We start from the raw sequence: 13,789 nt of genomic DNA on the forward strand, positions 1-13,789 counted from the left end.
ACTAGATTTTGTGTTTTTCTTTAATTTTATTTTTTACTTCTTCTACCAATAAACCAATATCTCCTGCCCCCAACATCGTCACTATTTTTGACTCAGATTTAAGCACTTCATCGCTTAATTTTTCTTTAGATACTAGCTTTTTATTTTCTAATGTCATTTTATCCAATAACCAACTTGAAGTAACACCTTCAATCGGTAATTCTCTTGCTGGATAAATATCTAACAACAACACTTCATCAAACAATGATAATGCTTCTGCAAAATCATCAACAAAATCTTTTGTTCTACTAAATAAATGCGGTTGAAAAACTGCTAACACTTTTTTATTTGGAAACATTTCTCGAACCGATTGTGCTACTGCTTTTATCTCTGTTGGATGATGTGCATAATCATCAATTAAAACAACATCATCTGTTTTTATTTTGTATGAAAACCTTCTTTGTACTCCTCTAAAAGATTTTAATTGCTCCTTTATTTTCTCTAACGAAACTCCGTATACATCTGCCATTGCCAATGCTGCCAATGCATTCATCATATTGTGATTTCCTGGTAAATGGAATTCGATATCTTTAATTTCTGATGTTGGTGTTTGTACATCAAAAATGTACTTACCCACTTCAACCCTAACATTAAAAGCTTTATAATCCGCATCTTCATTTACTGCATAGGTCAACCCTTTCAATGGCAATCCTTTTGCGACAATTAACGTATCAGAAACTTTATTCGCAAACTCAACAAAAGACTGCTGAAGCATTTCATTTTCTCCATAAATATCTAAATGATCTGCATCCATAGAAGTTACACAGGCAATATTTGGAGATAATTTTAAAAACGAACGATCAAACTCATCTGCTTCAACCACCGATACTTTATCTTCACCTAAAATTAAATTGGAATTATAATTTTCTGCAATTCCACCTAAAAAAGAAGTAGCTTTTTCAGGCTGCATTATGTGCCCTAAAATTGAAGATGTTGTTGTTTTACCATGTGTTCCTGCTACTGCTAAACAAAAAGTGTTTTTAGTAATTTCTCCCAACACTTCAGCTCGTTTTAAAACCGTATATCCATTATTTGTAAAGTAATTTAATTCTTGATGATTTTTAGGAACTGCTGGTGTATACACTACCAATGTAGCCCTTTTATCTAAAAATGAAATCGGAATATTCTTTACAGCATCTTCAAAATGAATCTCCACCCCTATTTGCTCTAAACCTTTAGTGATAGGAGACGGTGTTTTATCGTAACCAGCAACCACCTTACCATTCTCAGAGAAATATCGAGCCAAGGCACTCATTCCTATCCCACCAATACCTATAAAATAAACGTTATGTATCGTTTTTAAATTCACTAACTGATTAATTTTTCTATTTCGTTAACGATATGACTTGTAGCATTAGGCAACGCCAATTCGTTGATATTCTCACTTAAACTCTCTTGCTTCCCTTTATCTTTCAATAAAGTTTCTAATACCACAGGAAATGTTTCTAACTCACTTTCTTTAACTACAATTGCTCCGTGTTCTTTTGCTATTGATTTAGCATTTTTTGTTTGATGATCTTCTGCCACGTTAGGTGACGGAATAAAAATGGTTGGTTTACCTACAATACATAGCTCTGACACCGAACTTGCTCCTGCTCTAGACACAATAAAATCGGCCGCTGCATAAGCCAAATCCATTCGGTTTAAAAACTGATGTACTTGTACATTTTCAATCTCATTGTATTTTTTATATTCATCAAAATACAACTTACCACATTGCCAAATAAGCTGTATGTTCTGATTTTTAAAGAAGTCTAAATTAGCTTCTATTAGCTGATTTATTTTACGAGCCCCTAAACTTCCTCCTAAAACCAATAATGTTTTTTTAGAAGCATCTAACTCGAAAAATTCTTTACCTTCTTCAATCTTTGTATGAATAAATAGTAAATCTTGTCGAACTGGATTTCCTGTTTTTATAATTTTATCCTCTGGAAAAAAACGCTCTAAATCATCATATGCTACACATATTTTCTGTGCGCTTTTTCCTAAAAATTTATTAGTTATCCCTGGGTATGAATTTTGCTCTTGAATTAAGGTTGGAATTCCTCTTTGATTAGCAGCCATTAATGTTGGTCCACTAGCAAAACCTCCTGTACCAATAGCTACATCAGGCTTGAATTTACTTATAATTCGATGTGCCTTCCACAAACTACTTAACAATTTGAATGGAAACATTAAATTTGTAAGAGTTAGTTTTCTTTGAATACCTGAAATCCATAATCCTTCAATTTCATATCCTGCTTGCGGAACTTTCTCCATTTCCATTTTATCTTTTGCTCCTACGAACAAAATATTAGCTTCTGGATAACGAACTTTAATTTCGTTAGCAATTGCTATGGCAGGATAAATGTGTCCACCAGTACCTCCACCGCTTATTATGATATTAATCGACTGTTTCATACAATCTATTTTATTTTAACATTATGGTTGTATGTAACACTTATAGCAGTTCCAACCCATAAATTTATACTTTTAATCAAGTGTTTCATGTAAAATATCTAAAGGGTTGTCGTCTAAAATTGTTTCTTCCGTTTCGTTTTTAGAAGCACTTACACTTAAAATCATTCCTAATGCGAAACATGTCATCCAAATAGAGGTACCTCCACTACTAATTAAAGGGAGTGTTTGTCCTGTTACTGGTAAAATATTCACTGCTACCGCCATGTTTATCATCGCCTGAAAAACAATAGGGATTCCCACACCTATAACTAACAAAGTTGCAAATATGGTAGTAGCTTTTTTAGCTGTTATTAATATTCTAAAAAGTAATAAAAAGTAAATAAAGATAACTACGACTGCTCCTGCCAAACCATATTCTTCAACAATAATTGCATAAATAAAATCGGATGAAGATTGAGGTAAAAAGTTTTTTTGAACACTTTTTCCTGGCCCCTTACCTACAACACCACCCGTAGCTATGGCTATTTTTGCTTTTTCTACTTGATAATTCTCTTCTCCATTGGGTTGTGAGAAACTTTCAATTCTACTTTTCCATGTATTTACACGGTTTGGCATTGCATCTGGAAACGCTTTAGCTACTAAAATAAAAAACAAAAAAGCAAAAAGCCCCATTCCTAATATATAGCCAATGTACTTTAAGGGATACCCTCCTATAAATGACACTAACAGAATCATAAAAAATATCATAGCTGTTGTTGAAAAGTTTGCAGGTAATATCAACACCAATACAATACCAACTGGCAACCACAACTGTAACAAACTCTCTTTAAAAGAAATAACTTTTTCTTTATGTTTCGCTAAATATCTCGCTACATATACCATTAACACAAGACCCGCCAATGTAGATGTTTGAAAACCAATACCTACAAACGGAATTCGTATCCATCTACTAGCATTTGCACCTTCAATGGTTGTTCCTTGAGCTAGGGTAAAAATCAACAGAACAATAACAACTGGAAACATTAAAACAGACCCTCCACTAAAATACCTATATGGAATTTTATGTACCCCGTAAATCACAGCAAAACCTGTAATTAACAACACGATATGCTTTATTAAATGCCCAAAAGTAGAACCATTACCCACTACATATACTAAATTGGTACTAGCACTATATATTGGCATAAACGAAAATATTGCCAACATTGTTACTATGGCCCAAATAGCTCTATCTCCTTTAATATGTCGAAAGATGTATTTCATCAATCTTTTTTAGCTTTTATAAGTTTCTTACAGCTTCTTTGAATTTTCTTCCTCTATCTTCGTAACTTTCAAATAAGTCAAAACTAGCACAGGCAGGAGATAATAATACAGTATCACCTTTTTGTGCAATTTTATAGGCTACTTTAACCGCTTCTTCTGCTCCTGCAGTTTCTACCAAAATATCAACTACACTTGCAAAAGTGTCTATTATCTTTTGATTATCTAAGCCCAAACAAACTATTGCCTTTACTTTTTCTCTTACCAATGGCAATAAATCTGAATAATCATTTCCTTTATCAACACCACCTACAATCCAAACTGTTGGATTATCCATGCACTCTAATGCATAGTAAGCTGCGTTTACATTGGTCGCCTTGCTATCGTTAACGAATTCTATTTCGTTAACTTTTTGTACTTTTTCTAAACGATGTTCTACACCTTCAAAATCAGACAAACTTTCAGCAATCGTTTCCTTTCTTACTTTTAGCAATCGCGCAGCCATTGATGCCGCCATTACATTTTTAGTATTGTGTTTTCCTTGTAATGTTAATTCAGAAACCTTCATTAATTTTTCTTCTGTATTTAATTTCATCAGTATCGTATCTTGTCTTAAAAAAGCTCCGTATTCCAATTCTTTCTCTATTGAAAATGGTACTAGGGTTGCTCTTGTTTTGTTATTTTTTAACCAATTTTGAATTGCTTCATCATCAGCATCGTATATTAAAAAATCGTCTTCCGTTTGGTTTTTAGTAATACGGAATTTCGAGTTTATGTAATTGTCAAATTCATATTCGTATCGATCTAAATGATCAGGTGTAATATTTGTAATTACCGCTATATGTGGTTTAAAATTCTCAATTCCATCCAACTGAAAACTACTCAACTCCAACACATATTCATTGTAATTATCATCAGCTACTTGTTCCGCGAAACTATCACCAATATTCCCTCCAACTCCTACATTCAATCCCGCTTTTTGCAACACATAATGTGTTAACATTGTAGTGGTCGTTTTTCCATTTGAACCTGTAATTCCCACAATAGTTGCATCTGTAAACTGGGCAGCAAATTCAATTTCTGAAATTACTTTTACTCCTTCTAAATGTAGTCTTTTTACTAGCGCCACTTTATCTGGAATTCCCGGACTCTTCATTACCACATCAGCACTTAAAATTTTACTTTCAGTATGCTGATTTTCTTCAAAATCGATTGAATTATGTAAAAGAACTTTTTTGTATCGTTCTGCTATGCTTCCTTTATCAGAAACAAAGACATCATATCCTTTTTTCTTTCCTAAAAGCGCTGTTCCTACACCACTTTCTCCTCCACCAAGCACAACTAACTTCTTCATTTATCTTAACTTCAATGTTACTATGGTAAATACTGCCAGTAGGATTCCAATAATCCAAAAACGGACTACAATTTTACTTTCATGATACCCTGACTTTTGGTAATGGTGATGCAAAGGCGACATCTTAAAGATTCTCCTTCCTTCTCCAAATTTCTTTTTTGTGTACTTAAACCATGATACTTGTAAGATTACCGATAGGTTTTCTATCACAAATATTCCTGCTAAAATTGGCAACAACAATTCTTTTCGAATAGCAATGGCTATAACTGCTATAATTCCTCCAATAGTTAAACTTCCGGTATCTCCCATGAATACTTGAGCTGGATATGTGTTATACCATAAGAACCCTATCAATGCTCCTGCAAATGCTAGAATAAATACGGTCATTTCTCCTGATTTCGGGATATACATTACATCTAAATAATCAGCGAAAATGATATTACCCGACACCCAAGCAAAAATTGCCAAAGCCATCACCATTATTGCAGAAGAACCTGCTGCTAATCCATCTATACCATCAGTTAAGTTTGCTCCATTTGAAACTCCTGTTACTATAAAAACAGTAACAAAAATGAATACTATCCATCCGTATTTTTCATATCCATCTCCCAAAAAGCTTAAAGCTTTTGCGTAGTCTAATTCATTATTTTTTAAAAACGGAACTGTAGTTTTTGTTGATTTATGCTCTTCTCCAAACACTTTTTTCTTTCCATCTACTTGTACAACTTGCTCTGATACTGGTAATTGCTCTTTAATAGTTACATCTGGATGAAAATACAGCATAGAGCCTACGATTAGACCTAGACCTACTTGACCTAAAATCTTAAACTTTCCTTTTAATCCAGCTTTATCTTTTTTAAATACCTTTATATAATCATCAGTAAAACCAATGAACCCCATCCAAATAGTCGTAATCAATAGAATTATGATGTACACATTTCCAAGTTTCGACAATAACAATACAGGAATCAACGTAGCAAGAATGATAATAACACCTCCCATTGTAGGGGTCCCTGCTTTTTGTACTTGTCCTTCTAAACCTAAATCTCTTACAGTTTCCCCAACCTGTTGTCTTCTTAAATAATTAATGATTTTTTTACCAAAAATGGTTGATATCAACAAAGACAAAATGAACGCCATTGCAGATCGGAATGTGATAAACTGGAAGACACTGGCTCCAGTTAAACTGAATTCACTTTCTAGATATTGAAATAAATAATATAGCATTCGTTAGTGTTTTTTTAGTTGATTAAAGCAATTGGTTATTTCTTCTAAATCATCAAAATGGTGTCGTATCCCATTTATTTCTTGATAGGTTTCGTGTCCTTTCCCTGCAATTAGTATAATATCTCCTGTTTTTGCCAATTTGCAAGCTGTTTTTATCGCTTGTCTTCTATCTAAAATCGATAATGTTTTTTTATAGTTCTCAGCAGCAACTCCTTCTTCCATCTGATCGATAATCGATTGTGGATCTTCAGTTCTTGGATTGTCTGATGTAAAAATTGCTTGATTACTTAACTGCGAAGCAATCAACGCCATTTTTGGTCGCTTAGTTGCATCTCTATCCCCTCCACAACCTACTACTGTGATTACTGTTTCATTTCCTGTACGGATATCATTAATAGTTTGCAATACATTTTTCAATGCATCAGGAGTATGTGCATAATCAACAATTGCTGTTACCCCTTCATTTGAAATTGTATATTGAAATCTCCCACTTACACTTTCCAACTCGCTTACAATTCTTAAAATCTCTAATTTTTCAAGCCCTAACAACTCCGCTACTCCATAAATAGCTAATAAATTATACGCATTGAACTCACCTATTAACTTAGTCCAAACTTCAACTCCATTAATTGTCAACAAGGTTCCTGAAAAACGTTTTTCTAACACTTTTGCTTTAAAATCTCCTATCGTTTTTAGCGCATAGGTTTGCTTAATAGCTTTAGTGTTTTGTAACATTATTTGTCCATTCTTATCATCAATATTCACTAAAGCAAATGCTGATTTTGGTAGAGAATCAAAAAAAGACTTTTTCACGTCACGATACTCTGCAAAGGTTTCGTGATAATCTAAATGATCGTGAGATAAATTCGTAAACACCCCTCCCACAAACTCTAATCCTTCGGTGCGCTTTTGATGAATTCCGTGAGAACTTACTTCCATAAAACAATATTCCACACCTTCGTCAACCATCTTAGACAAATATTCATTTATCGCTACCGAGTTTGGTGTTGTATGTGTTGCTTTATATTCTATTTCATCAACCATGATTTTAACGGTTGATAATAATCCTACTTTATACCCTGCTTTTTTAAACAGCTGATACAATAAGCTTGCAATTGTAGTTTTACCATTGGTACCTGTAACTCCTACTAATTGCAAGCTTTTTGACGGGTTGTTATAATAATTTGCTGCTATTATTGCTAAAGCAACATTTGAATCTTCTACTTTAATATAGGTAATTTGTTCGCTTCTTTTTTCAGGAACCTCTTCACAAATCACTGCTTTTGCACCTAGACTAACAGCCTTTTCAATATACTGATGACCATCAACCGTTACTCCTTTTTGCGCTACAAAAACATCATTATCCTGCACTTGTCTACTGTCAAACTGAATATTGTTTATATCAATATCCGTGTTTCCGTAAACTTCTTTTACAGCTACCTTATATAATATGTTTTTTAAATTCTTCAACTATGATAATTTTAAATATACCGTTGCACCTTTTTGTACTTTCTTTCCGTTTTCAACAGATTGCTCTGTTACTTTTCCTATACCAGAAAACTTAACTTTTAACCCCATGTTTTCTAATAAAGCAATGGCATCCATACCACTCATACCTGTTACCTTAGGCATAATGGTTTTATATTTCCTTAAATTTTGATAATACTCTTGGTATTCTCCATCAATAACTTCATCTGAAATTTTATCTGCAACAAATTGCTTGTTAATAGCAGTTGAAGTATATATTTTCTGAGCTATTTCTTTAAAAATTGGTGCTGCAACTGTAGCTCCGTAGTATCCTTTTTCTTTTTTTGGACTATGTACCACTACTATACAAGAATATTTAGGCTCATCCGCCGGAAAGAACCCTGCAAAAGAAGCTACATATTTCTCATTAGAGTAATAACCTCCTTCATACTCACCTTTATCATTCTTAGTTCGAGGAATATATTTTTTTGCTGTTCCTGTTTTTCCTGCCATTGAAAAATTTGGAGAATAGATTTTTTTACCTGTTCCATATTGAATAGTATTCTCCATTACCTTTCTTACTTTGTCTAGAGTTTCTTGAGAAGCTATTTTTTCTTTCAACACCTCTGTACCAAAACTCTGTTCTACCTTACCACCTACTCTTAACTCTTTAACAAAATAAGGTTTTACTAATTTACCATCATTAGCTACTGCGTTGTAAAACGCCAAAGTTTGTAAAGGCGTTAATGACACTCCATACCCCCACGCCATCCATTCTAACGAAATAGGACTCCAACTTTTTTCTGACGGATCCGGTATATAAGGCTTACCTTCTCCTTTTATTTTCACTCCCGTCAATTGATCTAATCCAAATGATTTAATTCTTTCAGTGAACTTCTTAGGATTTTTATCGTAGTACTTTTGTATAGTTTTTACAATTCCAACATTAGAAGAAACTTCAAACACTCTACCCATAGATATTTTTCCAAAACCTCCCCATCTACTATCTTCTACTTTGTGATTATTAATATAAATTCGTCCTTTTTCACAATCTACCACTGTTGAAGTATCTACCACTTTGTCCTCTAACGCCACCATTAAACTTGCCAGTTTAAATGTAGAACCAGGTTCATGACTCTCCCAAACAGCATAATTTCTTTTTTCGTAATACTTCCCTTTTGATGTTTTTCCTAAGTTTGAAATCGCTCTAATCTCACCTGTCTCCACCTCCATTACTACAGCACAACCATGATCTGCCTCGAAATACTCCATTTGTCGTAACAAAGCATGATGTGTAATATCTTGAATATTCACATCAATTGTTGTTATCACATCACTTCCATCAATAGGCTCTTTTTCATTTACATCATTAATTGGCTTCCATTGACCTTTAGCTATTTTTTGCTTTAGTCGCCAACCGTTTTCTCCCTCCATATAATCAGCAAATGCACCTTCTATTCCTGCTCCTCCTCTGTAATCATCATACCCAATAGTTCGTTCAGCTATTTTACCTATTGGATGCACACGTACTGTTTGCTGCTCAGCAATAAAACCACCTCGATATACTCCTCGATTAAAAATTGGGAAGCTTTTCATCTTTACATAATCATTATACCCAACATTTCGAGCAATAAACAAATAGCGATTCTTACGTCTTTTAGCTTCTCGCAACCTATTCTGATAATAACTTGCAGGCTTTCCTAATAAATTAGAGAGAGCTTCTGATAATCCACGGATATTTTTTTCAAAAACTTCTGAATCTACAGCTACCACATCCATACGAATTGTAAACTTTGACATTGAAGTTGCCAACAAATTCCCATCAGCAGCATACACATTACCCCTATTCGCAAAAATAGTATCGTTCTTCGTAGTTTTCTCTAAGGATAATTTACGATACTTCTCACCCTCAACATATTGAAGATTAAAAACTCTAAAAATGATAACAACAAAGAAAAGCGTCATTAAAACAACTATTACATAGAGTTTGTTTAATATGCTTTTTTTAACGACCATTTATATTATTCTTTATTATATGTTACTTTAATTTTTTGAGGAGGTGTTTTTGCAGGATACAATCCTTTACTTTTTACTCTATCTCGAATACTACTTTCTAATTTCATCTTCATAAGTAGTATACTTGTATCTACATCTTCATCCCGCAACTCTCTTTTCTTCTTATTCAACTCTGCTATTTGAACCACTTTAGCATCTGCACTATGCGCGCTATAAATCATCATCAATAACAGAAGCACTACAAAGGTTAAAATCCGCCAATTTTTAAACGAGCTTTCATCTGTAAGAAAACTTCCTCTTAAAAGATTGTATACAATATTCTTCTTTCCGTTCGACATTACTTTAGCGTTGCTATTCGCAGTTTTGCACTACGCGCTCTATTATTCTCTTTAATTTCTTCTTTTGTAGGCACAATCATTTTACCTACTTTTTTCATTGGCTCATTCGTGTTTCCATAAAAATCTTTTTCTGGCTCTCCACTAAACAACCCTGTTCTTATAAATCGCTTCACCAACCTATCTTCTAAAGAATGATATGAAATCACACTCAACCTACCATCTTCATTTAACAACTGTGGAATCTGTTTCAAAAATTCTTTCAACACCTCCAACTCTTGATTCACCTCAATACGTATTGCTTGAAAAATCTGCGCTAGAATTTTATGTTCTTTTGCCTTCGGAAGAAATCTTTGCAACACCTCTTTTAACTCGAAGCTTGTTTTGATTTCTTTCTCAGCTCTCGCTTCAACAATTGTTTTCGCTAATGTTCGCGCATTTCGTAACTCTCCATACAAAAACAATATATCCGACAATTGCTCTTCAGTATATGTGTTTATGATTTTCTTACCAGACAATTCTGATTTCTGATCCATTCTCATATCCAAATCAGCATCAAAACGAGTTGAAAAGCCTCTTTCCGCCTCATCAAACTGATGAGAAGACACACCTAAATCCGCCAACACTCCATTAACTTTTTTCACCCCATAAAAGCGTAAGAACCTAGAAATAAACCGAAAGTTCTCACCAATCAATACAAAACGCGGATCGTCAATTTTATTTTGTTGCGCATCTGGATCTTGATCAAAAGCAAACAACCTTCCTTTCTCTCCCAGTCGACTCAATATTTCACGCGAATGCCCACCTCCTCCAAAGGTCACATCCACATACACCCCATCCTCTTTAATATTGAGTGCATCTACACTTTCTTTCAACAAAACTGGACTATGATAACTCATCTTCTCCTATATTACCCATTACTTCTTCCGCTAAATCAGCAAAATCAACAACAGCATCATCTATTACTTTTTCGTACTTATTCTTATCCCAAATCTCAATAATGTTTACTGCAGACGAAAGCACTACTTCTTTTTCTATTTCTGCGAATTGACACAAATCTTTTGGAATTAATATCCTACCGGAAGCATCCATTTCAACCACTTTCACACCTGCTGTAAACCTCCTGATAAAGTCATTATTTTTCTTTACAAATCGATTTAGTTTATTGATTTTTGCCATCACCAAATTCCACTCTTGCATAGGATACAACTCCAAACAAGACTGAAACACAGAACGTTTAATCACAAAACCTTCTTGCAACACAGAAGACAACTGCTTCTTGAAAGCTGATGACATCATCATCCTTCCTTTAGCATCTACTTTACATTCGTATGTCCCAATTAAATTTACCACGTAAAGAAACTATAGTTTGCATCAAAAATAAAAAATATTTACCACTTTTTACCACATTTTACCACTTTGTTAATAAGTTTTGGTTTTTACCCTAAAAAACTGATGCTTAAGCTCTTTCAAAGAATATAAACCTCTGAAATAATAAAAATGAAATTTTAACAAAAAAGAACTACATTTGTGGTTAAGTCAAACAAGAAATCTATGACTGAATTTTTAAAGAAAGAAGGCAAATTTACATACGCAGAAGCAGGAGAAGGAAGTCCGATTATTATACTTCATGGCTTAATGGGCGCTTTAAGTAATTTTGACTCAACTTTTAATCACCTTTCAAAAAAAGGATACAAAGTTATTATTCCAGAATTACCCTTATACACCTTACCTCTCCTTAAAACTAATGTTAAGAATTTAGCTAAATTCTTACACGACTTTATCGAATTTAAAGAACTTGAAGAAGTAACTCTTTTAGGAAACTCTTTAGGAGGGCATATTGCTTTATACTTTACCAAACATTACCCTCAAGAAGTTAAAGCTTTAGTTTTAACTGGTAGTTCAGGATTGTATGAAAACTCCATGGGAGATAGTTACCCAAAAAGAGGTGATAAAGAATTTGTTAGAAAAAAGGCACAAGATGTTTTTTACGACAAAGAAATTGCCACAGACGAACTTGTAGATCAGGTATATGATGTTATCAACGATAGAAATACATTGATTAGAACATTAGCGATTGCTAAAAGTGCAATTCGACACAACATGGCTAAAGATTTGCCTGATATGAACCAACCCACTTGTTTAATTTGGGGAAAACAAGACAGTGTTACTCCACCTGAAGTAGCTGAAGATTTCCATAAATTATTACCTAATGCTGATTTATTTTGGGTTGATAAATGTGGGCACGCAGCTATGATGGAAAGGCCTGAAGAATTTAATGAAATTTTAGAAAGCTGGCTTTCTAAACGCGAAATATAACAACAGCTTAACTTATAATATGAAGATTAAATCTGCTGATTTTGTAATGAGTAACAGCAATGTTATCAACGCCCCAAAAGATCGTATTCCAGAATACGCTTTTATTGGTCGTTCTAATGTTGGTAAATCCTCATTAATCAACATGTTGATGGAACGTAAGGATTTAGCTAAAACTTCTGGAAAACCAGGAAAAACGCAACTTATCAACCATTTTAAAATTAATGATGAATGGTTTTTAGTAGATCTTCCTGGATATGGTTATGCGCAGGTTTCTAAGAAAAAAAGACAAATCTTTCAATTTTTTATTGAAAACTACTTTAAAGAGCGTGAGCAATTAGTTTGCACTTTTGTTTTAATTGATTCTCGCCACGATCCTCAAAAAATAGACTTGGACTTTATGCAATTTTTAGGTGAAAACCGCATTCCGTTTTGTATCGTTTTTACTAAGGCTGACAAAATAGGAAGCTCAAAGCTAAATAAGCAAATTACCTCATATAAAAAGAAGTTATTAAATTACTGGGAAGAGTTACCTATGAGTTTTGTTACCTCTTCATCAACAGGAATGGGGCGCGATGAGTTTTTAAACTTCATCAATCAAGTAAACGAAGATGTAGCTGAAAATTTTAAATAATTTTCAACATACCCTAAGAAAGTATCTTCAATGCACTCCACTAAAGAAAACTTACAAATTCTACACGAAGACAATCACATTATAGTGATTAATAAACGTGCTGGTGATATTGTGCAAGGTGATAAAACTGGCGACAAACCTCTTTCAGATGTTGTAAAGGAATACATTAAAGAAAAATACGACAAACCTGGTAATGTTTTTCTAGGAACCGTTCACCGATTGGACCGCCCAACTACAGGTATTGTTATTTACGCACGTACATCTAAAGCTTTAGAGCGCTTGAACAAGATGTTACGTAACAAAACCATCAAAAAAAACTATTGGGCAGTCGTTCAGCAGCAACCTCAAAAAGCAGCTGACACCTTAACAAATTACCTTAAAAAGAATCCGAAGAATAATAAATCAACTGCCTTTACGAAAGAAGTAGAAGGAAGTAAAAAAGCTATACTTCATTATAAAACACTTAAAAAATTAGACAATTATTCGTTACTAGAAGTTGATTTAGAAACAGGTCGTCATCATCAAATTCGTGTACAACTTTCTAATATTGGCTCTACCATTAAAGGAGACTTAAAATATGGAGCTAAGAGAAGCAATAAAGATGGAAGTATTCATTTACATGCTCGTAAAATTGAGTTTACACATCCTGTTAGTAAAGAACTCATAAAAATTACTGCACCAACCCCTTCTGACCCTATTTGGGATGCTTGTTTGTAATTTGTATATTTAGACAAATTTCAT

At 33.7% G+C, this 13,789-nt stretch carries 13 protein-coding genes; 3 read left to right on the forward strand and 10 right to left on the reverse strand.

The window, feature by feature from the left end; all coding sequences use genetic code 11:
* Position 1 precedes the first annotated feature (1 nt).
* From murC to mraZ, 10 genes are all read right to left on the reverse strand, one after another.
* Entirely contained in the window at positions 2–1,348 is a 1,347-nt protein-coding gene (murC, locus tag C8N26_RS00635; RefSeq protein ID WP_120185597.1) for a UDP-N-acetylmuramate--L-alanine ligase, read from the reverse strand.
* Positions 1,348–2,439 (reverse strand): undecaprenyldiphospho-muramoylpentapeptide beta-N-acetylglucosaminyltransferase, encoded by a 1,092-nt coding sequence (gene murG / locus C8N26_RS00640; protein ID WP_120185598.1) that lies wholly within the window; start codon positions 2,437–2,439, stop codon positions 1,348–1,350. The genes murC and murG overlap by 1 nt, the downstream gene beginning before the upstream one ends.
* Before the next feature lie 72 nt (positions 2,440–2,511).
* A complete protein-coding gene (locus tag C8N26_RS00645; protein WP_120185599.1) occupies positions 2,512–3,702 on the reverse strand; it encodes an FtsW/RodA/SpoVE family cell cycle protein in 1,191 nt (396 codons plus the stop codon).
* A gap of 16 nt (positions 3,703–3,718) precedes the next feature.
* Positions 3,719–5,053, reverse strand: coding sequence for a UDP-N-acetylmuramoyl-L-alanine--D-glutamate ligase (gene murD, locus C8N26_RS00650; RefSeq protein WP_120185600.1), 1,335 nt, complete (start codon positions 5,051–5,053; stop codon positions 3,719–3,721).
* On the reverse strand, positions 5,054–6,280 hold the full coding sequence (gene mraY / locus C8N26_RS00655) for a phospho-N-acetylmuramoyl-pentapeptide-transferase (RefSeq protein WP_120185601.1): 1,227 nt from the start codon (positions 6,278–6,280) through the stop codon (positions 5,054–5,056). It abuts the gene before it with no gap.
* A 3-nt stretch (positions 6,281–6,283) separates the two neighbouring features.
* The gene (locus C8N26_RS00660) at positions 6,284–7,750 is read right to left on the reverse strand and encodes a UDP-N-acetylmuramoyl-L-alanyl-D-glutamate--2,6-diaminopimelate ligase (RefSeq protein ID WP_120185602.1); all 1,467 of its coding nucleotides are present in this window, start codon (positions 7,748–7,750) and stop codon (positions 6,284–6,286) included.
* Entirely contained in the window at positions 7,751–9,712 is a 1,962-nt protein-coding gene (locus tag C8N26_RS00665) for a penicillin-binding protein (RefSeq protein ID WP_120185603.1), read from the reverse strand. It lies immediately after the preceding gene.
* A gap of 56 nt (positions 9,713–9,768) precedes the next feature.
* A complete protein-coding gene (locus C8N26_RS00670; protein WP_028891254.1) occupies positions 9,769–10,101 on the reverse strand; it encodes an FtsL-like putative cell division protein in 333 nt (110 codons plus the stop codon).
* Positions 10,101–10,997 (reverse strand): 16S rRNA (cytosine(1402)-N(4))-methyltransferase RsmH, encoded by an 897-nt coding sequence (gene rsmH, locus C8N26_RS00675; protein ID WP_120185604.1) that lies wholly within the window; start codon positions 10,995–10,997, stop codon positions 10,101–10,103. The genes C8N26_RS00670 and rsmH overlap by 1 nt, the downstream gene beginning before the upstream one ends.
* Positions 10,984–11,451: a division/cell wall cluster transcriptional repressor MraZ gene (gene mraZ / locus C8N26_RS00680; protein ID WP_028891256.1), complete on the reverse strand. Its 468-nt coding sequence runs from the start codon at positions 11,449–11,451 to the stop codon at positions 10,984–10,986. Before mraZ ends, rsmH begins: the two co-directional genes overlap by 14 nt.
* 201 nt (positions 11,452–11,652) lie before the next feature.
* On the opposite strand from mraZ, the gene C8N26_RS00685 reads away from it, so the two are divergent.
* Genes C8N26_RS00685 through C8N26_RS00695 form a run of 3 tightly spaced genes read left to right on the forward strand, consistent with a single transcriptional unit; the run spans position 11,653 to position 13,765 of the window.
* Positions 11,653–12,417, forward strand: a complete 765-nt coding sequence (locus tag C8N26_RS00685; protein ID WP_120185605.1) for an alpha/beta fold hydrolase — start codon at positions 11,653–11,655, stop codon at positions 12,415–12,417.
* 19 nt (positions 12,418–12,436) lie between these two features.
* Positions 12,437–13,048 (forward strand): ribosome biogenesis GTP-binding protein YihA/YsxC, encoded by a 612-nt coding sequence (gene yihA / locus C8N26_RS00690; RefSeq protein ID WP_120185606.1) that lies wholly within the window; start codon positions 12,437–12,439, stop codon positions 13,046–13,048.
* A gap of 30 nt (positions 13,049–13,078) precedes the next feature.
* Positions 13,079–13,765, forward strand: coding sequence for an RluA family pseudouridine synthase (locus C8N26_RS00695; protein ID WP_120185607.1), 687 nt, complete (start codon positions 13,079–13,081; stop codon positions 13,763–13,765).
* The last annotated feature ends 24 nt before the right edge of the window (positions 13,766–13,789 follow it).

This window comes from Tenacibaculum lutimaris (genome assembly GCF_003610735.1).
Taxonomy (GTDB): Bacteria; Bacteroidota; Bacteroidia; order Flavobacteriales; family Flavobacteriaceae; genus Polaribacter; species Polaribacter lutimaris.

What these genes read in the sequence shown, in the direction of transcription:
- murG (WP_120185598.1), bottom strand. Translation starts at nt 2,439, where the DNA reads ATGAAACAGTCGATTAATATCATAATAAGCGGTGGAGGTACTGGTGGA.
- C8N26_RS00645 (WP_120185599.1), bottom strand. Translation starts at nt 3,702, where the DNA reads ATGAAATACATCTTTCGACATATTAAAGGAGATAGAGCTATTTGGGCC.
- murD (WP_120185600.1), bottom strand. Translation starts at nt 5,053, where the DNA reads ATGAAGAAGTTAGTTGTGCTTGGTGGAGGAGAAAGTGGTGTAGGAACA.
- mraY (WP_120185601.1), bottom strand. Translation starts at nt 6,280, where the DNA reads ATGCTATATTATTTATTTCAATATCTAGAAAGTGAATTCAGTTTAACT.
- C8N26_RS00665 (WP_120185603.1), bottom strand. Translation starts at nt 9,712, where the DNA reads ATGACGCTTTTCTTTGTTGTTATCATTTTTAGAGTTTTTAATCTTCAA.
- C8N26_RS00670 (WP_028891254.1), bottom strand. Translation starts at nt 10,101, where the DNA reads ATGTCGAACGGAAAGAAGAATATTGTATACAATCTTTTAAGAGGAAGT.
- rsmH (WP_120185604.1), bottom strand. Translation starts at nt 10,997, where the DNA reads ATGAGTTATCATAGTCCAGTTTTGTTGAAAGAAAGTGTAGATGCACTC.
- C8N26_RS00685 (WP_120185605.1), top strand. Translation starts at nt 11,653, where the DNA reads ATGACTGAATTTTTAAAGAAAGAAGGCAAATTTACATACGCAGAAGCA.
- yihA (WP_120185606.1), top strand. Translation starts at nt 12,437, where the DNA reads ATGAAGATTAAATCTGCTGATTTTGTAATGAGTAACAGCAATGTTATC.
- C8N26_RS00695 (WP_120185607.1), top strand. Translation starts at nt 13,079, where the DNA reads ATGCACTCCACTAAAGAAAACTTACAAATTCTACACGAAGACAATCAC.